Source organism: Bacillus sp. K2I17 (assembly GCF_002209985.1).
GTDB classification, from domain to species: Bacteria; Bacillota; Bacilli; order Bacillales; family Bacillaceae_G; genus Bacillus_A; species Bacillus_A wiedmannii.
Genome location: NZ_NJGF01000026.1, coordinates 37,333 through 60,327, shown reverse-complemented (window position 1 = coordinate 60,327; position 22,995 = coordinate 37,333). Strand labels below are relative to the sequence as shown.

24 protein-coding genes are annotated in these 22,995 nt (G+C 36.8%); 19 read left to right on the top strand and 5 right to left on the bottom strand.

Translation table 11 applies throughout. The features are described 5' to 3' along the window. The first annotated feature begins 630 nt into the window (after window positions 1-630). A complete protein-coding gene (locus tag CER22_RS23285) occupies window positions 631-1,482 on the top strand; it encodes a hypothetical protein (RefSeq protein ID WP_088609700.1) in 852 nt (283 codons plus the stop codon). 697 nt (window positions 1,483-2,179) lie between these two features. On the opposite strand, the gene CER22_RS23280 is transcribed toward CER22_RS23285, so the two are convergent. Next, window positions 2,180-2,743 (bottom strand): recombinase family protein, encoded by a 564-nt coding sequence (locus CER22_RS23280; protein ID WP_088609699.1) that lies wholly within the window; start codon window positions 2,741-2,743, stop codon window positions 2,180-2,182. Window positions 2,744-3,201: 458 nt separating this feature from the next. Between CER22_RS23280 and CER22_RS23275 the strand changes: the two genes are divergently transcribed. The 6 genes from CER22_RS23275 to CER22_RS23260 all read left to right on the top strand — a co-directional run bounded on the left by CER22_RS23275 (window position 3,202) and on the right by CER22_RS23260 (window position 6,045). Continuing rightward, window positions 3,202-3,567, top strand: coding sequence for a hypothetical protein (locus tag CER22_RS23275; protein ID WP_088609698.1), 366 nt, complete (start codon window positions 3,202-3,204; stop codon window positions 3,565-3,567). Window positions 3,568-3,987: 420 nt separating this feature from the next. Then, window positions 3,988-4,326, top strand: a complete 339-nt coding sequence (locus CER22_RS23270) for a hypothetical protein (protein ID WP_142293541.1) — start codon at window positions 3,988-3,990, stop codon at window positions 4,324-4,326. A 25-nt stretch (window positions 4,327-4,351) separates the two neighbouring features. Further along, a complete protein-coding gene (locus tag CER22_RS33195; RefSeq protein ID WP_179211928.1) occupies window positions 4,352-4,495 on the top strand; it encodes a hypothetical protein in 144 nt (47 codons plus the stop codon). 50 nt (window positions 4,496-4,545) lie between these two features. Further along, on the top strand, window positions 4,546-4,752 hold the full coding sequence (locus CER22_RS23265) for a hypothetical protein (protein ID WP_088609696.1): 207 nt from the start codon (window positions 4,546-4,548) through the stop codon (window positions 4,750-4,752). Between the two features lie 258 nt (window positions 4,753-5,010). Continuing rightward, complete coding sequence (locus CER22_RS33190) at window positions 5,011-5,178, top strand: hypothetical protein (protein WP_179211929.1); 168 nt, start codon at window positions 5,011-5,013, stop codon at window positions 5,176-5,178. 114 nt (window positions 5,179-5,292) lie between these two features. Next, complete coding sequence (locus CER22_RS23260) at window positions 5,293-6,045, top strand: HNH endonuclease signature motif containing protein (RefSeq protein ID WP_088609695.1); 753 nt, start codon at window positions 5,293-5,295, stop codon at window positions 6,043-6,045. 47 nt (window positions 6,046-6,092) lie between these two features. Here CER22_RS23260 and CER22_RS23255 read toward each other — a convergent pair whose 3' ends face one another. After that, window positions 6,093-6,299 carry a hypothetical protein gene (locus tag CER22_RS23255; protein ID WP_088609694.1) on the bottom strand — a complete coding sequence of 69 codons (207 nt, stop codon included), beginning with the start codon at window positions 6,297-6,299 and terminating at the stop codon, window positions 6,093-6,095. Window positions 6,300-6,929: 630 nt separating this feature from the next. Between CER22_RS23255 and CER22_RS23250 the strand changes: the two genes are divergently transcribed. After that, the gene (locus tag CER22_RS23250) at window positions 6,930-7,130 is read left to right on the top strand and encodes a hypothetical protein (protein WP_000124458.1); all 201 of its coding nucleotides are present in this window, start codon (window positions 6,930-6,932) and stop codon (window positions 7,128-7,130) included. Between the two features lie 85 nt (window positions 7,131-7,215). Here CER22_RS23250 and CER22_RS23245 read toward each other — a convergent pair whose 3' ends face one another. Beyond that, window positions 7,216-7,830: a PH domain-containing protein gene (locus CER22_RS23245; RefSeq protein WP_000473869.1), complete on the bottom strand. Its 615-nt coding sequence runs from the start codon at window positions 7,828-7,830 to the stop codon at window positions 7,216-7,218. Window positions 7,831-8,348: 518 nt separating this feature from the next. Between CER22_RS23245 and CER22_RS23240 the strand changes: the two genes are divergently transcribed. The 7 genes from CER22_RS23240 (at window position 8,349) to ysxC (ending at window position 17,786) form a co-directional block, all read left to right on the top strand. Next, entirely contained in the window at window positions 8,349-8,597 is a 249-nt protein-coding gene (locus CER22_RS23240) for a hypothetical protein (protein ID WP_001983650.1), read from the top strand. Window positions 8,598-8,794: 197 nt separating this feature from the next. Beyond that, the gene (locus tag CER22_RS23235) at window positions 8,795-9,793 is read left to right on the top strand and encodes a hypothetical protein (RefSeq protein WP_000358261.1); all 999 of its coding nucleotides are present in this window, start codon (window positions 8,795-8,797) and stop codon (window positions 9,791-9,793) included. 309 nt (window positions 9,794-10,102) lie between these two features. Next, entirely contained in the window at window positions 10,103-11,380 is a 1,278-nt protein-coding gene (gene tig, locus CER22_RS23230) for a trigger factor (RefSeq protein WP_000729261.1), read from the top strand. Between the two features lie 262 nt (window positions 11,381-11,642). Continuing rightward, window positions 11,643-12,902, top strand: coding sequence for an ATP-dependent protease ATP-binding subunit ClpX (gene clpX, locus CER22_RS23225; protein ID WP_000472285.1), 1,260 nt, complete (start codon window positions 11,643-11,645; stop codon window positions 12,900-12,902). 106 nt (window positions 12,903-13,008) lie between these two features. Further along, a complete protein-coding gene (gene lonB / locus CER22_RS23220; RefSeq protein ID WP_000119166.1) occupies window positions 13,009-14,679 on the top strand; it encodes an ATP-dependent protease LonB in 1,671 nt (556 codons plus the stop codon). Between the two features lie 183 nt (window positions 14,680-14,862). Continuing rightward, a complete protein-coding gene (gene lon / locus CER22_RS23215) occupies window positions 14,863-17,193 on the top strand; it encodes an endopeptidase La (RefSeq protein WP_000097312.1) in 2,331 nt (776 codons plus the stop codon). Next, on the top strand, window positions 17,190-17,786 hold the full coding sequence (ysxC, locus tag CER22_RS23210) for a ribosome biogenesis GTP-binding protein YsxC (RefSeq protein ID WP_000869124.1): 597 nt from the start codon (window positions 17,190-17,192) through the stop codon (window positions 17,784-17,786). The genes lon and ysxC overlap by 4 nt, the downstream gene beginning before the upstream one ends. Window positions 17,787-17,822: 36 nt before the next feature. Here the strand turns inward: ysxC and CER22_RS23205 are convergent, their stop codons facing one another. Both CER22_RS23205 and CER22_RS23200 read right to left on the bottom strand, forming a co-directional pair. Beyond that, window positions 17,823-18,239, bottom strand: coding sequence for an organic hydroperoxide resistance protein (locus tag CER22_RS23205; RefSeq protein WP_048541345.1), 417 nt, complete (start codon window positions 18,237-18,239; stop codon window positions 17,823-17,825). 2 nt (window positions 18,240-18,241) lie between these two features. After that, entirely contained in the window at window positions 18,242-18,694 is a 453-nt protein-coding gene (locus CER22_RS23200) for a MarR family winged helix-turn-helix transcriptional regulator (RefSeq protein WP_088609693.1), read from the bottom strand. Between the two features lie 415 nt (window positions 18,695-19,109). Between CER22_RS23200 and hemA the strand changes: the two genes are divergently transcribed. The 4 genes from hemA to hemD are packed head-to-tail and all read left to right on the top strand — an operon-like array spanning window position 19,110 to window position 22,995. Beyond that, the gene (gene hemA, locus CER22_RS23195; protein ID WP_088609692.1) at window positions 19,110-20,444 is read left to right on the top strand and encodes a glutamyl-tRNA reductase; all 1,335 of its coding nucleotides are present in this window, start codon (window positions 19,110-19,112) and stop codon (window positions 20,442-20,444) included. 17 nt (window positions 20,445-20,461) lie between these two features. Continuing rightward, a complete protein-coding gene (locus CER22_RS23190) occupies window positions 20,462-21,295 on the top strand; it encodes a cytochrome c biogenesis protein (protein ID WP_000008998.1) in 834 nt (277 codons plus the stop codon). 15 nt (window positions 21,296-21,310) lie between these two features. Continuing rightward, on the top strand, window positions 21,311-22,240 hold the full coding sequence (hemC, locus tag CER22_RS23185) for a hydroxymethylbilane synthase (protein ID WP_088609691.1): 930 nt from the start codon (window positions 21,311-21,313) through the stop codon (window positions 22,238-22,240). A 2-nt stretch (window positions 22,241-22,242) separates the two neighbouring features. Further along, window positions 22,243-22,995, top strand: coding sequence for a uroporphyrinogen-III synthase (hemD, locus tag CER22_RS23180; protein WP_088064513.1), 753 nt, complete (start codon window positions 22,243-22,245; stop codon window positions 22,993-22,995).

The window sequence follows — 22,995 nt, the reverse complement described above, 5'->3', positions numbered from 1 at the left end:
TTCTAGACATAATAAAACCGCACCTCCAATTGTTAATTAAGTGTCTAACAAATTGGGTGCGGTTCAAAAGTGGGCGGTTCGCAAGTTGGAAAACTAATTAAGTTGCTGCTATGACCACACCATCTATTTTCTCAGAATAGTGATGGGTTACTGAAGACAGGAGTTTCTCAGGCTTCTGTCTTTTTAGTTTGTGTACTTGTTAACCTCGAGTATACATCAACTTCAATATTTTTATTTACAAAGCAATATTACTCAGGTAATATATTGAAGGTGTTTTTTTGAAGTTAACTATCTGCTTACATTATAACATGATTTATCAGTAAAAATGCAAGCGAAAAAGTTTCCGTCATGGGAACGTGATTTATTAGTGAAAATAGAAGAGAGATTAAAAGATATCAACAGCTAAGTAAATTTACTTAGCTGTTTTTTTTGTTTGAATAACTATCAAAAGAACAACTCGAAAGTAAGCATAATAGCTATAAAAGTAGTGGTGAATCTCAGAGTAAATGCCTAGTAACACCCTAAACAAACTTAATGAAAAACACCTTAGTGTAGCGGGTTGAGTGAAGTTTTAGAATGATATTTAATAGGGAGGGAACGACTCTTTGAAAGAAAGGAACATGAATCGCAATGCAAAATAGAGAAAAAGAAAGAGCAATAAGGGAAGCTAGAAAGCTACTCCGTGAGAATGGAGATACAATCACGACAGAAGGACAGAAACTAGCTAAGAAGAAGATAAAACGAAAAGCTGATGGTAAGCATGAGGAGACCTGGTTCTCATGGCAAAACTATGGAAGACATCTAGCTATCGAGGAAACTCTGAATGACGTCCAAAAAGGTGCGCTACTACTCATGAGTACATTCATCAAGCGTAACTCTGACGGCATCCTGATTGATACACGAGGTGGAGAATTTACAGTAAACCAACTAGCTAAGCTGACAGGGAAGTCACCTAGACAGGCTAAGAGAATCGTTACAGAGTGTGAGAACATCGGAGCATTAACTACCCGTAAAGAAGGCAAAGAGACCATCATTACATTCACGGAGATGTTATATAAGTGTGGAAGCTTAGAAGGGGACAAGATGAACCATGTGAAAGTATTCCAGCAAAGAGTACGGGAAGTATCACAAGACTTAACGCTTAAAGAGCTTGGACTTCTAGCTGATCTACTAGCGCACTTTCATTGGAAGACTCATATATTATGTGCGAATCCTACTGAGTACGATATGGGGAATGTTCAGCCTTGGAGAGTGCAAGACATCGTATCACAATTAGGTTACAATCATAAGTTTGTTACAGCAAGTATCCGAAAATTTAAAGCAAACCGTATTCTTATTTTTGTAAGCGCAAAAGTGGACTTCTTTGTAATGAATCCATACATTGCAAGTAAACAGGCTGAAAAAGTAACCTTAGAAGAAATAGAAAAGGTTGCTGACTCAGTAGCCAACAACCCGAATGTGAAATACTATGAAAATGTCTAAAATGAATATCCGTTCTCGTGTCTCCTCCTACAGTTTCACGAGCCTAAAGCCTGTCAGTCGCCAAACTGATGGGCTTCTCTTATGTCTATAGATAGATTATCACAATTGAACAACCTTATGCAATGGTCGTTTTTGTCCACTTTTTGGACTTATAATAGTCGTTTTTGTCCATTTGTAAAATAGGGTCTAGCCCTTGGGAGAGTAAAGTGCAATCTAATAACCTCCTTGTAGAATGCTCTATACTCTATGTAATTTTAAAGGTTAAGTATAGCCGTTAATCTCATATAGATATGCTAGTTCGCTACGCTCCTATCTGTCAGCCGTTCACTCTGTTCCCGTCTCACTAATGTCATTCATCAATCTTAATGTATTTACTATAGCCGTTAAAATATACCCATAGTGATACAAGATGATTCGCAAGGAGTGAAACGGATTGCTGACGGTAGTCATATCTTTACAAGTCTAACCTTAAAAGTGTTGAAGGGAAAAGCTTAAAATATATTACCAAAAATGAAACCTATAAGCTAAAAATGAACCCTGAAGCTTTGATATTACTGGGTTTGTGAAATAAATGAGGATGCTCTTAATTGAGGTGGAAATCTGATGAAATTCCCCTTTAGTGGCTATCAGTGTCTGACAGATAAATACTTTTATATTAAGGTTCTTATAAACGGAAAATTGCATAAAAAGAGTCCGACTATTCAGCCTGACACTCACGCTTGTACCTATAGATTGTTCTCTCAGATATATTCATAATGTTTGCTACTTGCTTAACGGAATGAGTCTCTAAAAGCTTCATGCACTCAGCGTAACGGCTAGTAGTGAGAGCTTTCGGACGTCCTTCCTTATAGTTCGGATTGTTTGCCTTAGCATGTTCCTTGCCTTCTTGAGTTCTCTCGTAAATCATAGATCGCTCCATCTCCGCAACTGCAAGCATTGTCTGTAAGAAAAATCTTCCCATCGTAGTATTTTCAAGAAGCCCGACATTCAGTACATGAACGCTGATACCTTTCGAGAATAGCTCCTCTACAATTTGAATTCCCTCTTTTGTATTCCTTGCCAGACGGTCAAGCTTGGTCACTATGAGTGTATCTCCTTCTTTTAATACATTTAGTACTCTCTGAAGCTCAGGGCGATCAGAGGTAGCTCCTGTGAATTTCTCTGAGTAAATCTCAGTTGCTCCTTTGTTTGTAAGCTCTTCAATCTGTACTGACAGGTCTTGCCCCTTAGAGGATACACGAGCATATCCGAATACTGTCATTTGTCACCGCTCCTTTTGTCAGTAAGTTTTGTCATGTTAATAAGGTTGATTCTATCACTCTAAAATCATACTGTCAAATCTGTTGAGTTTTGTCATAGTGACAAGTATCATCTATGTATATCAGACGGGAAGCCTAGTCTATAACTCTAAAGTTGATTCATGTAGCTATGAGTTGCTAACTATAATGTATTGCTTATGTACTAACACATATAGTATAACTTCATACAGTCACCATATGAGCTGATACCACCGATACGACCGACCGCACACTCATTGAGCTCCACGAACTTGACGAAAGCCGATGTGGAGGAGGCTGACAGGTCTTATCAACAAAGGAGACACTGATGCATCTCTCACATTGAGGAGAGGGTGACGGAGGAGTCGATGCAGTCTTAAATGAGTCTGTCCAAAGAACTTATTGTTCTGTGCGGTCACGACCTTCATTGCTTTCAGAGAGGATGGGAGCGATTGCGGGAAAGTTTGGAGAAGTGGCGAGAAAGTCGGGAAAGAAAAAAGAATTTGTGGGAGCTTTGAGAAAAACTTTTGAAAATATCACAAAAAGAAATAAAAAATTTGCTGAATCTTATTTGAGCGATTTGCTGACGAAAATTTCTTTGGAGAAGCGGAGAAGAAAAAACTTTCGGGGAAGGCACAGGGGGTGCGATCAGAAAGACAAGCCTTCCGACCATCCACTACCAACCTATAGAATATCCCTTAACGTGATTGGCGAATTTCCCCTAAAATTTTTAGCCTCACGTGTTAGCAATCTTTTTGAAAAGCACTCATTTACGAGATGTGTAGACAGTTGTATACTTAATATGTAAGGTTACTTGATGGATTTACTCACTGTATGGTAGCAGCTGAATACCTACATTCTATCAACTTTAAAGCTTACCGCACATTAACCACCTTGCCCCCTTGTAGAACCCTCGCCGTTTGAGGGCTTCATAAAGTTATTGAGTTCATGTCAAGTGAAGGCTGGCTCTGAATTATCAGCGAAATGTTTGCTCAATAGCTTTATAATGCGTTCAATCGTATCTATATAAACTGAAAAATTATTGTAAACTTCTTCTGAAACTATCAAGCTGACGGATATATCTTTTCTGATTTTTCTTATACACAGATAGGTAAATTTTGTAAGTTATATCCCGTAAGTTTGATGGTTAACTAAAGGCATTCATCACGACCTCGCAAGAGTGTTTTTTATTTAATCTAATCGTAGACAACTGTATATGAGGAAAGGAATGATACACATTAAGACTGATACACGTTTACCCTTCGTACCACCCACTACTAGGAGAAACCTTCGTTTTCTCCTCTTCATGGTTCATCATAACGGATTATCTCTTTCAGAATTACTTCGCAAAGCTGATATTCCAAGACCTTCGTTTTATAAAGTCATTGAAGGGAAAAGTTCACTGATACAAGCGGAAGAGATTACACAGAAGATTATGAGCATAATCCCCGAGCATAATTACACCTATGTTAAACAAGCAAATGAAATTCTTGATAAAGCGGAAGCGGTTGCTGGAAAGATTGATCTTAGATTGAACGGCAACAAAGCAATAATTTCAGAAAGATAAATAACTAATAAAGGATGATTACGAAATGAATTTCAACGACCAACAACTTCAAGATTTTTTTACTGGGACACCGCTAGGGAAGAGGTTACTAGCTGAGGCTAAAAAGAAACAAGCTGAAATAGAAGTGAAAAGAAAATATAAAATAATTGCCGAAATTATATTGACCTAATTGCCGAAATTAGTTAGTATAGACCTTGTAAGGGGAATAGAGGTGATGACATGAATGAGACCACTCAAAAATTTTACGAACGGATTCAAGAAGAGCTCAACTTACAAGACATCAAGCAAGCGAAGAGCGTTTACAGGTTTTATACTTCATTAAAGGGAGTTTCTAAGATCGTAGGCGAGGAAGAATTGCAGCGCCTTGTAGATAGAGCTAAGAAGGGTGAGCCGTTACTTTCTGAAGATAGACGCTTTAAGGGATGATAAGTAGTCCCTTAATCTTATTCGCTAATTGCCGAAATTACAAAACAGTAAAAAAGCCAATCTTCGACCGACCAAAGTAGAGAGATTGACTTGAAAGGAGACAAACAATCATGTCCAACGGAATGTTTTTAATGATTTGCTTCTTAGCTCCATTTTTAAGCATAGCATTAGTGGAATGTATTCGTAAAGTAGTAAGACAGGTTATCTAAAGAGTTAACATTCGTAAATAAAAATATAAATCGAAAGAGGGAAACTAATTTGCATACATTATCGAGATTGCTAGAAGCGCAGGATCAAGTAAGAGAATTGTATAAGGACGGACTTATGGGTGATTACTCATTTGGGGAGATATCTGAATACATCGAGGGATTGATTGAGGACGTATATGAAGAAGAGAAGGAAGCTCAGAAGTTAGGCGTCAGCTAAGTAATGCCTAAAAATTCCTATTCTTTTAGTTGAATTTTACGGGATATGTGTTACTTTAACGGATCTATCCTGTATGTAACCATGTAAGGCTTGTTATTACGAGGAGGTTTTAATATGAAGAATGAACAGTATGAAAGTACACTACTAAAGCTTAAAGGGGTTGAGCCGATAACTACAGCAGAGTTAATGGAGAAGTTTGGCATCGAAAAGGAAAGTTACTTTGTGATCCGTGTAGAAGAGGTGAATTTCTTCAAAGGTGATGTCATGAAAGATGAATGGTTGAAACATCCTTTCTATGAAGGGTACTGGGGCAGTAGTATGGGCAGAGTCTTCCGTGAAGCTTATGAGAGAAAAGGCAGAAAGTATAAGGCTTCACTCTTAGATATTGGAATTCATAATACTGGTAGAAATGGATACTTGGGAGTACATGTGAACAGAAAGAAGAAATATCTTCACCGCTTTATTGCAGAATGTTTCTTACAAGCAGAAATACCGGAGGATTACATTGTTGACCATAAGAATAATAATCCTGAAGACAATAGAGCAGATAACCTTCAGCTGCTAACGACTAAGCAAAATAATCGTAAAGGACTCTTTGAAAACACAGGGCGTACTTGGGCGGAACTTTGGGGGATTTTCGAAATGACAAAGAACGGTCATACACCTGAAAGTATTGCATCTATACGTTACCCTGAAGATGACTTAAAGGACATTATCTCGGAGGTTGAAAGTATTCTAGCTTCTAGTGTGCTTCGTAAGATGTATGAAGCCGTCCCACCTCATGCAGACCCTTTAGAAGAAGTATTTACTTTGTGGGAAGACTTGAAAGAACGTGGTGAGGTTAACGTGACGGATAGAGAAGGGTAAGCGATCTACAGATTGGTATAGCCTTTAGAGAGAAGGCTCCAAAGACTTCATTCTTTGTTATTAGGGGATTCAGTTTTTGGAGTCGTCTTCTTAGATTCCTCCTGATCTATCTCATTCTTTCGTTCCATGTTCCTTAAAATTCGTACAAACTCCTCAACAAAAGCTTTAGTGTCGAATTCTCCTTCAGTCGTTACTATTATATCTCTCTTGACTGTAGTTTTTTGCATCTTTCCGTCTTTTCTTTTTTTACTCATATTGAATCACTCCTTTAGATTTATATTGTGGATTTTACCATTTTGAGTGGAGAGTGGACTTGAGAAAGTTTTGCCTTGACGGTAGCCTATATAATAAGGTAAGATTTTCTCAAAAGGTCACTTGACCGAAAACTGGAATGTTTCAAAACTGAATTGTATTGGCTATTATGACGCAAGTTTTATAGATTGGTTCGGGAGTTCGAATCTCTCCTGGGACGCTAAAAAAACCTTGTTATCTTTTGATAACAAGGTTTTTTGTTTGTTTAAAAATTGATGTATGTGCAAGAGGTGTAAAAAATATAAAGTAACATATGATAATTATTATATACAATAGATTAAAGTGCATTAAGAAAAGAGCGCTATTTATGCGCCCTATTTCTCTTGTTTAATTTAAAGAATCAATAGGCTTATGATGAAACTTAAATCCATATCTATATTATCCCAATTGTTCACTTAGAATGTTATAAAACTTTTTACCATTCTAGTACGATTAAGCAGCCGTTATCGGAACTTATCCCCGACAGTGTGTTACAATTAATAGAAGCGGAAAACGAGAATCTCCAATTGACTGGACGTGTGATTGGTTGGACAGTTTAAGAAGGTTGTATAAAAAAGGGAGATGGCGCAAAGATGGCTAGATCAAATGAGAATGATTTAACAGAGAAATTGGCAGAAGGTCACCGGAAATATGGTGATGGCAACTTTACAGTACAGAACATCGGTGATGAAACTAACCCAGATTGGACTGTCGTAAAAAATGTGAGGAAGGGATCGGCAGGCATTCGTGAAGGAGAAGATATATTAAGACTGCGATCGAAATATATAAAATAGTACGGGAATGGGCGGAGTAGGAGTTCAAATCTCTCCTGGGACGCTAAGAAACCCTTGTTATCTTTTGATAACAAGGGTTTCTTGTTTAGTTATTAATAAACTTCTCAAATACAAAACCATAATCTTTCACGTTATATTGTTTCTTCGTATCAACGAGCCAGTTAAAGGCGATCTCGTTCATTTCTTTAAATTGTTCTGCTAAATTTACTTGTGCGTTTGAAATACGGCTGAAAGCGTTAGATGCCATATCTAGACTTTTATGTGCATACTGTAATGTAATATCGTTGTCGTATGAAATTTCTTCTATTTTAAGTAAAGCCTTATATAAATCTTTTAATTCTTCAATATGTTTTTTATGAACATCAATTGAATAATGCTCATCCCCCATCTGGAACTTAATTTCTACGTCTAAATCAATCGTTCCTGCAGTTTCAAGTGCTACGTTTTTAATTTGATACTTACTATAACTAAAGCGGCGTAGTGTACGTTTTTTACTTGTTGCACTTGTACCATCTAGGTGGATTAATCCTTTGTTTGTGAAACAATATTCATCTGATTTTGATTTGATTAAAAAATAAATTTTCTCCCCATCTTCATGCATCACGTAATCATCAGCATCAACTTTATCGTAATCTTTCGGTGTAATGACAGAACCTACATCGCTTAGCCCTAATACATCTGCAGCCATTTTTTTAAACATACATAATCCCCCTTTTAAATTAAATTCTTAATTGTATAAAAATATATTAACACGATATCAATAAAGTGTTTTCTTATAATTAAAAACATTTGAAGGTAAGTTAAGAAAAGTAACAAATAATTATTTCAACCCTAAGTTATTTAGTAAATCTATCAGTTTAAGAGTGGATTCTCCGAAAAATAACCAGGAGAAAAAGTTAATTTTGCAAGTAATTATAGAGAAATTCCGTGAAAACCTCTCAAGTAATATGAGGTTTTTTTCTATCCATTTTGAAATCTTACAATTCTGTAAGGTAACTGTAAGGAATTTCGATGGTAACAAATTGCTAATCCTCTATAATAAAGGTAACAACGATAAAACGAGGAGGAAGAAATGATGAAAGGATTAATTGTAACGGGTTTAACAGTTGCTTTTGGATTTGTAGCGTATGAGAAATTAACGTATGTAGTTGATGTTGTAAAACATTTAATCGCTTAGTAAAAAAACTGCCATGAGAGGGAAAGGGAATGAGTGAATGAATGGAATGGTTATTTGGAATTATAGGTACTTGTAGTGTAGTGTTATTGTTCTTTGTCCCGAGTGGTATACTTAGTTCGACAACGAGTTTGTTCTTCTTAAGTTTGTTTGCTTGTACGATGCTTATTATTATGTTTTTAATGAAGCGAAGTAAACCAATCTTCTATTTTAGCATGATTGTTATGGCAATTATTGTTCTCCAAATTATTACCCTTGTTATATACCCCACTATTATAAAAGCTTTCCATTAATGATGAATCCTCTGCTTTAATTGCTGAGGATTTTTATTTGTACATTTTTAATTTTTAGTAAGGATTTGTTTATATCGAAATATAAAAATTAAATATTTCCATATTTCAAACAAAGGGTTTTGGGATGTTGTGTTCTTATTACTCATTTGATATATTTACTTTAAAGATAATTAAAATCTAGAAAAAGAGGCGGACGTATGGATAAAAAAGAAAATACGGTCGTATTGTTTCCACAACTATCAGAGCGATATATTGATGAAGGTTTTTTAGCACTGAAAGAGCGGAAATTCGAAGATGCATTGCGCTGCTTTGAAATATTACGTCAGTATAATGCAGAAACGGAACAAACGGAACTCGCTTCTGTTATTTGTTTGTTAGAATTAAAACATATGGAAGAAGCGAAAGACAAATGTGAACAGTTACTTGAAACAGGAGCTGTATTATTTGGTGATATTCTTGAAACATATGTGACGATTTTAGTTCAAACAAATGATTATGAAGGTGTCATTGAAATCGTTGAAAAGGTTTTGCAAACGAAAGATGTAATGCCTGAGCAAAAGGAAAAATTAGCACAGCTCGCTTTATTTGCAGAAGGTATGTTAAGTGAAGTAGATACGTCACTAGTCGATTCGAATTTTGAATTGGATGAGTTTACTAATGAAATGTTTGGAGAAAACTTTGGACAAAAGCTAAGAGCGATTCAGCAACTTTCGTTAAAAGACTTGGATCTTGCATTACCTATTTTAAAGAAATTTTTAATAGACGAAAAACAGCACCCTTATTTGAAAACTTCTATTTTATATAAAATGATAGAAAATCAAATAGAAGAAGAGATAGAGGTAGAAAAGTTTGGGAATACGATTAAGGTGATTCCAGCATTTACAGGTCATAATGAGGAGCAATCCGATAACATTATACATACATTATCAAGCCGATTAGAGCAAAATTATCCCGATATATTTGATGCGATGGTTACATATTGGAAAGAATTGCGAATTAGCGTTTTCCCATTCGCTCTATTAATGGATAAAGTGGAGATTTGGGCTGCTGTTTTAGAGAGAATTGGAAGAAAGCGTTTCGGATTGACTATTGATGAAGAAGAGCTTATGACAGCGTATAATATTGAATTAGAAGAGTTTCATATTGCCTATCAATGGTTATTACGTGTTGAAAGAGAAGGATATTTGCCCGTATAATTATGAAAAAGAATCGTTCGGTTCTTGAAACGAGCATATTCTATGTTATAATGTAAGGGTTGCAAAAGGCAGAAATCTGCCTGTTTGTAAGAGAAGAGAAGTGTAAATCTCTTACTTAATATGTTTCATATTATTCTCGAACAAAATATACCGTAGTTGTCTTTTAGACAATTAGTAGATTGAAACATTATATCTGAAAGCTTTTGCTAGAGGATTATTTGTACTTTTGTTATTTCAAAAAAGAGATAATGAAGATTTTAATCTATAGAGGTATGTGCATACATTATTATAGTTGGAGGGAAAGAATAAATGGCTGCAAAATGGGAAAAATTAGAAGGTAACGTAGGCGTTTTAACAATCGAAGTTGATGCTAAAGAAGTAAACAACTCTATCGACGCTGCGTTCAAAAAAGTAGTACAAACAATTAACGTACCAGGTTTCCGTAAAGGGAAAATGCCTCGTCCGTTATTCGAACAACGCTTTGGTATCGAATCTTTATACCAAGATGCTTTAGATATCATCTTACCAAAAGCATACGGTGAAGCGATCGATGAAGCTGGTATCTTCCCAGTTGATCATCCTGAAATCAACATCGAGAAGTTCGAAAAAAATGCTAACCTTATCTTCACTGCAAAAGTTACAGTGAAGCCTGAAGTTAAATTAGGCGAGTACAAAGGTTTAGCAGTAGAAAAAGTTGAAACAACTGTAACTGACGAAGATGTAGAGAATGAATTAAAATCTTTACAAGAGCGTCAAGCTGAACTAGTTGTTAAAGAAGAAGGAACTGTTGAAAACGGTGATACAGCTGTAATCGACTTCGAAGGTTTCGTTGATGGCGAAGCATTTGAAGGCGGAAAAGGCGAAAACTATTCTCTTGCAATCGGTTCTGGTACTTTCATCCCTGGTTTCGAAGAGCAAGTAATTGGTCTTAAATCTGGTGATTCTAAAGAAGTTGAAGTATCATTCCCAGAAGAGTACCACGCTGCTGAATTAGCTGGTAAACCAGCTACATTCAAAGTAACAATTCACGAAATCAAAACAAAAGAACTTCCTGAGTTAAACGACGAGTTCGCTAAAGAAGCTGACGAAGAAGTTGCAACTCTTGATGAATTAAAAACAAAACTTCGTACAAACTTAGAAGAAGGCAAAAAGCACGAAGCTGAGCACAAAGTACGTGACGAAGTAGTAGAATTAGCTGCTGCTAACGCTGAAATCGAGATTCCAGAAGCTATGATCGACACTGAGTTAGATCGTATGGTTCGTGAATTCGAGCAACGTTTAAGCCAACAAGGTATGAACCTTGAGCTTTACTACCAATTCACAGGTACTGACGCTGACAAGTTAAAAGAGCAAATGAAAGAAGACGCTCAAAAACGCGTAAGAATCAATCTTGTTCTTGAAGCTATCATTGAAGCTGAAAACATCGAAGTTACTGAAGAAGAAGTAACTGCAGAAGTTGAAAAAATGGCTGAAATGTACGGTATGCCAGTAGACGCTATCAAGCAAGCTCTTGGAAGCGTAGACGCTTTATCTGAAGACCTTAAAGTGCGTAAAGCTGTAGACTTCTTAGTAGACAACGCTGCATAATAAAATAACAAGGCGCGATTTTAATCGTGCCTTGTTTTATAAATATAGAAATATTTATAAAACTTTTCGATGAAGAAGGAAAACTTCCTTTACAAGTCGAATATACATATTTCAAAAGTTTTAAAAATTTTTTATTTGTACATAACTAGTCATATTATTTGTATTTCTCGCCACGTAGTGACATAATATGTATTTACATACGATACATTTATCGTGTACATACGAAGGCAAGAGGTTAGCACTTTGTAAGGGGTGTGAAAATATGTTTAAATTTAATGATGAAAAAGGTCAATTAAAATGTTCTTTCTGTGGTAAAACACAAACGCAGGTTCGAAAGTTAGTTGCAGGTCCAGGTGTTTACATTTGTGACGAGTGTATCGAACTTTGTACTGAAATTGTACAAGAGGAGCTTGCGAAGGACGAAGAAGTAGAATTCAAAGATGTACCGAAACCGGTAGAAATTCGTGAAATCTTAGATGAGTATGTCATCGGACAAGATAACGCGAAAAAAGCACTAGCGGTAGCGGTATATAACCATTACAAACGCATTAATTCTAACAGTAAAATTGATGATGTAGAATTAGCGAAGAGTAATATTTCACTTATTGGGCCAACTGGTAGTGGTAAAACATTATTGGCACAAACATTAGCGCGTATTTTAAATGTTCCATTTGCAATCGCGGACGCAACATCTTTAACAGAAGCTGGATATGTAGGGGAAGATGTAGAAAACATCTTACTAAAATTAATCCAAGCAGCTGATTATGATGTAGAGAAAGCGGAAAAAGGAATCATTTATATTGATGAGATTGATAAAGTGGCACGTAAGTCCGAAAATCCATCAATTACACGTGATGTATCTGGTGAAGGTGTACAGCAGGCACTTCTGAAAATTTTAGAAGGTACTGTAGCGAGCGTTCCACCTCAAGGTGGTCGTAAGCATCCGCATCAAGAGTTCATTCAAATTGATACAACGAACATCCTATTCATTTGTGGTGGAGCGTTTGATGGCATTGAGCCAATTATTAAACGTCGCCTTGGTGAGAAAGTAATTGGATTTGGTGCTGAGAAGAAAAATGCTGATGTAAATGAGAAGCATGTTTTATCTCACGTTTTACCAGAGGATCTTTTAAGATTCGGTTTAATTCCGGAGTTTATCGGTCGTCTTCCAGTTATTGCGAACCTAGAGCCGCTTGATGAAGATGCTCTTGTAGATATTTTAACGAAACCGAAAAATGCACTTGTTAAGCAATTCCAAAAATTATTGGAGCTTGACGATGTTGAGTTAGAGTTTGAAGAAGGTGCACTAGTTGAGATTGCGAAAAAAGCAATTGAACGTAAAACAGGTGCTCGTGGACTTCGTTCTATTATTGAAGGCTTAATGCTTGATGTAATGTTCGAACTTCCATCTCGCAAAGATATCGAGAAGTGTATTCTGACGAAAGAAACAGTAGCTGATAATGAACCGCCGAAATTGGTGTTACAAGACGGTACTGTACTTGATACAAAAACATCTGCATAGTGCGAAGAAGAAACAGCAATTTTTATAATTGCTGTTTTTCTTTATGTTTAGCTATGTTCCTCCGCGGAAATACTAAATGATAAAACATTGCGGGAGGAAATAAATTATGAGCTGGACAAATATATTTTTACTTGTTCAACTTGTTTTTGGTGTAATTGTCGGATTGTATTTTTGGCATTTACTTCGAAATCAGCGAACACAAAAAGTTTCAATTGATCGAGAATCGAAAAAAGAATTAGAACAGCTTCGTAAAATGCGTGAGATTTCTTTAACAGAGCCGCTTGCGGAGAAGGTACGTCCTACATCCTTTTTAGATATTGTAGGGCAAGAGGACGGGATTAAGTCGTTGAAAGCGGCTCTTTGTGGTCCGAATCCGCAACATGTAATTATATATGGTCCGCCAGGTGTCGGGAAGACAGCGGCAGCACGCCTTGTATTGGAAGAAGCGAAACGCAATCCGAAATCTCCATTTCGTACGAATGCAACATTTATCGAACTTGATGCGACGACAGCAAGATTTGATGAACGTGGTATTGCAGACCCATTAATTGGTTCAGTCCATGATCCGATTTATCAAGGGGCAGGTGCAATGGGGCAAGCGGGTATCCCACAGCCGAAAAAAGGGGCTGTAACAGATGCGCATGGTGGTATTTTGTTCATTGATGAGATTGGTGAATTACATCCAATTCAAATGAACAAAATGTTAAAGGTGTTAGAAGATCGGAAAGTATTTTTGGAAAGTGCGTACTATAGTGAAGAAAATTCGATGATTCCAACGTATATACATGATATTTTTCAAAAAGGTTTGCCAGCCGATTTTCGCTTAGTTGGGGCGACGACACGTTCGCCAGAGGAGATTCCTCCTGCTATTCGGTCACGCTGTTTAGAAGTGTTTTTCCGTGAGTTAGATACAGAAGAGATTCAAAAAGTAGCGAAGAATGCAGCTGATAAAGTGGAAATGCAAATAGGTAAAAATGGTGTTGAAATGATCGGGATGTATGCAAGAAATGGACGAGAAGCAATTAACCTTGTACAAATTTCTGCTGGTATGGCAATAAATGAAGAACGTTCTTTCATTAAAGATGAAGATATAGAGTGGGTTGTTCACTCTAGTCAACTTACACCGAAATATGAAAAACGTATTTATCCTATTCCGAGAATCGGTCTTGTAAATGGACTTGCTGTATACGGACCAAATACAGGCGCGTTATTAGAAATTGAAGTAACAGCAATCAAGGCGAAAGATAAAGGGTCGGTAAATGTTACCGGGATTGTGGAAGAGGAAAGTATTGGTAGTCAAACGAAATCCATTCGCCGTAAAAGTATGGCGAAAGGTTCTGTAGATAATGTATTAACAGTACTTCGTTCTCTAGATGTGTTGCCAGAAGGGTACGATATACATATTAATTTTCCAGGTGGTATCCCAATTGATGGGCCTTCGGCAGGTATTGCTATGGCAACAGGTGTATATTCAGCAGTGCATCGTACGTATGTGAGTAATGAAGTAGCGATGACCGGTGAGATAAGTATACACGGGGAAGTGAAACCTATTGGTGGTGTGTACGCAAAAATAAAAGCTGCGAAAAAAGCAGGTGCTAAGAAAGTCATCATTCCTGCTGAAAACATGCAACCGTTTTTGTATACAATAAAAGGAATTGAAATCATTCCTGTTCGTAAGTTAAAAGAAGTATTTGAGCTAACATTTATGCAGGAAAATATGCATCGAGACCTTGATATACATACTACTGTAGACGAAACAGATGCACAATCAATGTGAGAATGAACGATAATAAAATTTGCCAGACTTCGTTTAAGTTTGTATGCTTAAGCGGAGTCTTTTTCCTTTTTAAAAGGGAGAAAAAACGAGGGATTTACAATTGCGGAAAATCTCTGCAATTGCATCTAGATGTATTGTAATATAAAATAGTTGAACAGGAGTTTAATTTATTATGGAGGTGCTATGTCTAGTATGAATACGAATGAAAGAATCGTACCCCTCCTACCATTAAGAGGCGTTCTCGTATATCCAACGATGGTTCTGCATCTTGATGTAGGACGTGATAAATCGATACAAGCACTAGAGCAGGCGGCAATGGATGAAAATATCATCTTTTTAGCGATGCAAAAAGAAATGAATATCGATGATCCGAAAGAAGATGACATATATAGTGTAGGTACAGTGGCGAAAGTGAAGCAAATGTTAAAATTGCCGAACGGTACGCTTCGTGTCCTTGTAGAGGGTTTACATAGAGCTGAAGTAGTAGAGTTTATCGAAGAAGAGAATGTAGTGCAGGTTTCTATCAAAACGGTAACTGAAGAAGTGGAAGATGATCTAGAAGAGAAAGCTCTTATGCGTACATTACTGGAGCATTTCGAACAATATATTAAAGTTTCGAAAAAAGTTTCAAATGAAACATTTGCAACGGTAGCTGATGTGGAAGAGCCAGGAAGATTAGCTGATTTAATTGCTTCTCACTTGCCGATTAAAACGAAGCAGAAACAAGAAATCTTAGAGATTGTATCTGTGAAGGAACGATTACATACACTTATTTCAATTATTCAAGATGAACAAGAGTTACTTAGTTTAGAAAAGAAAATTGGACAAAAAGTGAAACGTTCAATGGAGCGCACGCAAAAAGAATATTTCTTACGTGAGCAAATGAAGGCGATTCAAACTGAACTTGGTGATAAAGAAGGTAAGGGCGGGGAAGTTGAAGAACTTCGTGAGAAAATTGAACAATCAGGAATGCCTGAAGAAACAATGAAGGCTGCACTGAAAGAATTAGACCGTTATGAAAAGTTACCAGCAAGTTCTGCGGAGAGCGGTGTTATTCGTAATTATATGGATTGGTTATTAGCACTTCCGTGGACAGAAGCGACAGAAGATATGATTGATCTTGCTCATTCTGAAGAGATTTTGAACAAAGATCATTACGGGCTTGAGAAGGTAAAAGAGCGCGTACTTGAATATTTAGCTGTGCAGAAGTTAACGAATTCATTAAAAGGACCTATCCTTTGCTTAGTAGGACCTCCTGGGGTCGGGAAAACATCGTTAGCGCGTTCGATTGCAACATCATTAAATCGTAATTTTGTCCGTGTATCCCTTGGTGGTGTACGTGATGAATCTGAAATCCGTGGTCACCGTCGTACGTATGTTGGAGCGATGCCAGGACGCATTATTCAAGGTATGAAAAAGGCGAAAACAGTTAATCCAGTCTTTTTATTAGATGAGATTGATAAAATGTCTAACGACTTCCGTGGAGATCCATCAGCGGCATTACTTGAAGTGTTAGACCCAGAACAAAACCATAACTTCAGTGATCATTACATTGAAGAACCGTATGATCTATCGAAAGTTATGTTTGTAGCAACTGCGAATACACTTTCAAGTGTTCCAGGTCCGTTGCTTGACCGTATGGAAATTATTTCAATTGCTGGCTATACAGAACTTGAAAAAGTTCACATTGCCCGTGAACATTTATTGCCGAAACAATTAAAAGAGCATGGCTTACGAAAAGGTAATTTACAAGTACGTGATGAAGCGCTTCTTGAAATTATTCGTTATTATACACGTGAGGCCGGTGTTCGTACGCTAGAGCGTCAAATTGCAAAAGTTTGTCGTAAAGCAGCAAAAATTATCGTTACAGCAGAACGTAAGCGTATTGTAGTAACAGAGAAAAACATTGTTGATTTACTTGGTAAGCACATATTCCGTTATGGGCAAGCTGAAAAAACAGACCAAGTTGGTATGGCAACAGGGTTAGCGTATACAGCAGCAGGCGGTGATACACTTGCGATTGAAGTGTCTGTAGCGCCAGGTAAAGGGAAATTAATTTTAACAGGGAAACTTGGGGATGTTATGAAAGAATCCGCACAAGCAGCGTTTAGCTATATTCGTTCTCGTGCAGAAGAACTTCAGATTGATCCGAATTTCCATGAGAAAAATGATATTCATATTCATGTTCCAGAAGGAGCAGTTCCAAAAGATGGACCGTCAGCAGGTATTACGATGGCAACGGCACTTATTTCTGCACTAACAGGTATTCCTGTAAGTAAAGAAGTGGGGATGACAGGTGAAATTACACTTCGTGGTCGTGTATTACCAATTGGTGGTTTAAAAGAAAAAACATTAAGTGCTCACCGCGCAGGCTTAACAAAAATTATTTTGCCAGCAGAAAACGAGAAAGATTTAGATGATATTCCAGAAAGCGTAAAAGAAAACCTTACGTTTGTGCTTGCATCTCATTTAGATGAAGTATTGGAGCACGCATTAGTAGGAGTGAAACAATGAAAGTAACAAAAGCAGATATTGTAATTAGTGCTGTTAAACCAGAACAATATCCAGACAGTGATTTACCAGAAATTGCATTAGCAGGTCGTTCAAATGTCGGGAAGTCTTCCTTTATTAATAAAATTTTAAATCGTAAAAAGTTAGTACGTATTTCTTCTAAACCAGGGAAAACGCAAACGTTGAACTTTTTCTTGATCAATGAGATGATGCATTTTGTTGACGTTCCAGGTTATGGATATGCGAAAGTATCTAAAACAGAGCGCGCAGCATGGGGCAAAATGATTGAGACTTACTTTACAACACGTGAGCAATTAGACGCAGCTGTATTAGTAGTTGATTTACGTCACCAACCAACAAATGATGACGTGATGATGTATGATTTCTTAAAGCATTATGAAATCCCAACAATTATTATTGCGACGAAAGCTGATAAAATTCCGAAAGGGAAATGGCAAAAGCATTTAAAAGTTGTAAAAGAAACGCTTGCTGTTGAAATTGGCGATGAAATCGTTCTATTCTCTTCTGAAACAGGACTTGGAAAAGAAGAAGCGTGGAAGGCAATTCATAGAATGACAAAAACAAAAAACGCGTGACGAATGTCGCGCGTTTTTTTTATTTACTAAATTTTTTTATCGTACGTTTAATGTAACCTCAATATTACCTCTTGTTGCTTTCGAATAAGGACATACACCGTGAGCGGCTTCTACAAGTTCTTGTGCTTCGTCATGAGAGACGCCAGCAACATGTACATCAAGTACAGCAGATAGGCCGAAACCACCATCTGTATCTTTTCCGATAGAAACGTGAGCAGTTACTTCTGTACTTTCTACTTTCACACGTTTTGTACGAATGACAAGTTGTAATGCACTATCAAAACAAGCGGCATAACCAGCAGCAAATAGTTGTTCTGGATTCGTTGCCTCTCCGCCTGCACCACCTAGTGCTTTCGGCATTTTTACATCAAGATTTAATATGCCATCATCTGAAATTACTTTTCCGTTTCTTCCACCTGTAGCAGTTACTGAAGCAGTATATAATTTATCCATGTTTATTCCCCTTTTCTATCATTAATTGTTTTCATTGTTTCAATTAGTTTATTTAATTGAATTAATAAAGAACGATATTCTTGTTCTGTAATTCCTAAATTTGTTGTCATTGTTGTCGGCAATGAACAAGCCTTTTCTTTTAAGTCTTTACCTTGTTCTGTTAATTTAATACAAACTTTGCGCTCATCTTCTTTGGAACGAACGCGTTTTACAAGTTTTAATGATTCCATTCGTTTTAACATAGGTGTTAACGTACCGGAATCTAAAAATAGACGTTCTCCAATTTCTTTTACTGTTAGTCCATCTTGCTCCCATAGTACGAGTAAAGTAATGTACTGGGGATACGTAATACCCATATCTTCTAAATATGGTCGATAAAAGCGGGTAACTTCTTTAGAACAGGCGTAAATAGAAAAACAAAGTTGGTTATCTAGATGTAAAGAATTCTCTGTCATACATAACTCCTTTCTAGTTAAGTTGTGCACAATTTAATTTTATAAAATCAATATAACGAAAAAGAAATACAATGTCAAATACATTGTATTGAGAAAGTTTGTGCTACAATTTGGAACAATCATACATATTTTTCTTCATGATGAAAGAAGATAGGAAAGATGATGTTATAATTCATATGGAATAGTTTCCATCACTTGATTATGAGGGCTTTTTTTGGTAACGTACAAATAGAGTTATTAATTTATAATCATTATAAAGTAGAAAGTCTTTATTAGTTTTACTGAATCTCCTTTATTACATACGGAGAATAAATAAAAAATAATCGGTTGTTCACACGATTGTCAGATTCATAAGAGGAAAGTTGTATTATGATAGTAGATAAAGTGATAAAACGGGTGAAGGGGGACATGCTGCGTGCATATTCTTGTTGTTAGTGTAAATTATCGAACAGCCCCTGTAGAATTTCGTGAGAAACTCACATTTCAGGCAGCAGAGCTAGAGCAAGCAATGACTACATTACAAAATCAAAAGAGCGTGTTAGAGAATGTCATTGTATCAACTTGTAATCGCACTGAGATTTACGCTGTTGTCGATCAATTACACACGGGACGGTATTATATTAAGAAGTTTTTAGCTGATTGGTTTCAGCTTGAAATAGAAGAAGTCGCACCATATTTAATTATTTTTGAACAAGACGGTGCAATAGATCATTTATTCCGCGTGACGTGCGGTTTAGATTCTATGGTAGTTGGAGAAACACAGATTTTAGGCCAAATAAAAGATAGCTTTTTAGAAGCGCAACAAGTAAAAGCGACAGGCACAATTTTTAATGAGTTGTTTAAGCAGGTGGTTACGTTAGCGAAACGTGCGCACTCAGAAACGACGATTGGTGAAAGTGCGATGTCTGTTAGCTATGCTGCTGTTGAGCTCGGAAAGAAAATATTTGGTGAGTTAACAGATTGTCATGTGCTTATTCTTGGTGCTGGTAAGATGGGTGAGCTGGCACTGCAAAACTTATATGGAAGCGGTGCTCGAAAAGTAACCGTCATGAATAGGACGTTTACGAAAGCGGAAGTAATGGCTGAGAAATATATGGGACATGCAAAGCCTTTAAGTGAATTGCAATGTGCATTATTAGAAGCAGATATTTTAATTAGTTCAACTGGTGCATCTGAATATGTCATTACGAAAGAGATGATGACAAAGGTAGAGAAAATGCGCTCTGGTCGTCCGTTATTTATGGTGGATATTGCAGTGCCACGTGATATTGATCCAGCGATTGATGAACTAGAAGGTTCTTTCTTATATGACATTGATGATTTGCAAGGAGTAGTGGAAGCAAATCGTGCTGAGCGTTTGAAAGAAGCAGAGAAAATTCAATTTATGATTGAAGAGGAAATTGTTTTATTTAAAACGTGGTTAAGTACACTTGGTGTTGTTCCGTTAATAGCAGCTCTTCGTGATAAGGCACTTGCTATCCAAAGTGAAACGATGGAAAGCTTGGAACGAAAAATACCGAATCTTAGTGACCGTGAGAGAAAAGTAATTAGTAAGCATACGAAAAGTATTATTAATCAATTATTAAAAGACCCAATTTTAGTAGCGAAAGAAATTGCTGCTGAAGAGGGAGCAGACGAAAAATTAGCGTTATTTGCAAAGATTTTCGACTTAGAAATGGAAGATGTAGAGAGTTGTGCGGAAGAAGTAGAACATAAAAGAGCGTGGACACCATCCGTTCCATCTTTATAATTTGGAAGGATGATCGGATGAGTTTTTTAAATAACAGTATTATTTATCATATTGCAATTATTTTATATGCTTGTAGCATTAGTTTATATTTTATAGATTATTTCCAAAGTAACCGAAAGGCGAACCGATTTGCTTTTTGGTTACTTTCGATTGTATGGGTTCTGCAGTCTATCTTTATGTTACTTAGGGCTACAGATTCAGAAACGAACCCTATATTAACTTTATTATCAGGGATTTATTTTTATGTTTGGCTATTGATTACGATGTCGTTAGTCATTAATCGATTTATGAGAATTGACTTTCTAGTCTTTTTTACAAATGTTGTCGCATTTGGCGTAAGCGCTTTTTCTATTTTTACACCGCTCGGAAAGATGTCGCCGGTACTGGCAGAGCAATTAGTTTCAGAACTTGTATATGTACATGTCGGTATGGCTATTATTTCTTATGCAACTTTCACTGTATCGTTCATTTTTTCTATTATGTATTTATTGCAATATCGCCTATTAAAAAAGAAAAAATGGAATGCGAGATTAAGAAGGTTAGGGAATTTACCGAAGCTAGAATCGATGTCTTACGGATTAAATTTATTTTCTGTTCCATTTTTCTTATTAGCTATTTTATTAGGATGCATATGGGGATATACGAAATTGGATAATTTCCATTGGTATGATACGAAAGTGATTGGGTCTTTTGTCGTTCTATTTGTATATTGTGCTGGCCTATATTTACGAGTGGCAGATGTGTTGCAAGGGAAGAAAATCGTGCAGTGGAACATCGGAGCATTTCTCGTAATGCTAATCAATATTTTTCTATTAAGCAGTTTATCCAACTTCCACTTTTGGTATTTATAATGAGGAGAGAGAATTATGCGCAAAATTATTGTAGGGTCACGAAAGAGTAAATTAGCATTAACGCAAACAAACTGGTTTATTGATCAGTTAAAAGCACTAGGTTTACCATATGAATTTGAAGTGAAAGAAATCGTCACAAAAGGTGATGTTATTTTAGATGTTACTCTTTCAAAAGTAGGCGGAAAAGGCTTGTTTGTTAAAGAGATTGAACATGCGTTACTTACGAAAGAAATTGATATGGCTGTACATAGTATGAAAGATATGCCGGCCGTACTTCCAGAAGGATTAATGATTGGTTGTACACCGAAGCGTGTTGACCCTCGTGATGCTTTTATCTCAAAAAGCGGAGCAGCGTTTAAAGAGTTAGCAGAAGGCGCTATTTTAGGTACGAGTAGTTTAAGACGCAGTGCACAATTATTAGCTGCGAGACCAGATTTACAAGTGAAGTGGATTCGAGGAAATATCGATACACGTTTACGTAAATTACAAGAAGAGGATTACGATGCAATCATTTTAGCAACAGCTGGATTACAAAGAATGGGCTGGGATAATGAAGTTATTACAGAACATTTAGATGAGACGTTATGTGTACCTGCTGTAGGACAAGGTGCATTAGCGATTGAATGCCGTGAGGATGATAAGGATTTACTACAGTTGTTAGCGCATATGAATGATGCAGTAACAGAAAGAACAGTGGCGGCAGAACGAGTATTTCTTCATAAACTTGAAGGTGGCTGCCAAGTTCCGATCGCTGGATATGCAACTCTTACAGAAAATGATGCAATCGAATTAACAGCTCTTGTCGGTTCTATGGACGGTTCTATTTTATTGAAAGAGATAGTAGTAGGAACTAATCCAGAGGAAGTAGGATTAGAGGCTGCGGACCGTTTAATTAAACAAGGCGCCAAAGAACTCATTCTTGCTGCAAATAAGGGGCAACAATAAATATGAACGCTCTCGCTGGCAAAACGGTATTAATTACACGTGCCCAGCATCAAGCGAAACAAATGAGTGTAGCGGTGAAAGAAAAGAGCGGAATTCCATTGGAAATTCCGCTTTTGCGTATGGAAGGTATGTCTCATAGGCAAATTCAACATATAGCAGGGCACCTGCATTCGTATGACTGGGTTATTTTTACGAGTAAAAATGGAGTAGCTTTTTTTCTAGATAGTTTGAGAAAGAAGCTACCCGCAAAGACTAAAATTGCTGCAGTAGGCGTGAAAACAAGGTTAGAGTTAGAAAAGCGGGGCTATCAAGTGGACTTCGTTCCAACTGCATTTGTTGCAGAAGTATTTGCAGAAGAGTTTGTAAAAAGACTAAGTGGAAACGAGTGCATTTTATTTCCGAAAGGGAATTTAGCAAGAGATGTAATTCCAGTTGCACTTCGCGAAATTGGTGTTTCTCTAGATGAGCTAATCGTATATGGTACGAAAGAGAATGTAGGGAAAAGGCAAGAGCTTATAGTAGCGTTAGAAGTAGGGAAAGTAGACATTATTACATTTACAAGCCCTTCAACTGTTACTAGTTTTGTTCGTTTACTTGAGGGTACAAACTGGAGAGAATGGACAAAAAACTGTACAATTGCTTGTATAGGGCCTATTACGGAAAAAGAGGCGATCCTTTATTTTCCACATGTTATTATGCCGAAAGAGTACACTGTAGAAGCATTACTACAATGCATTTGTGAATCTATAAAATAA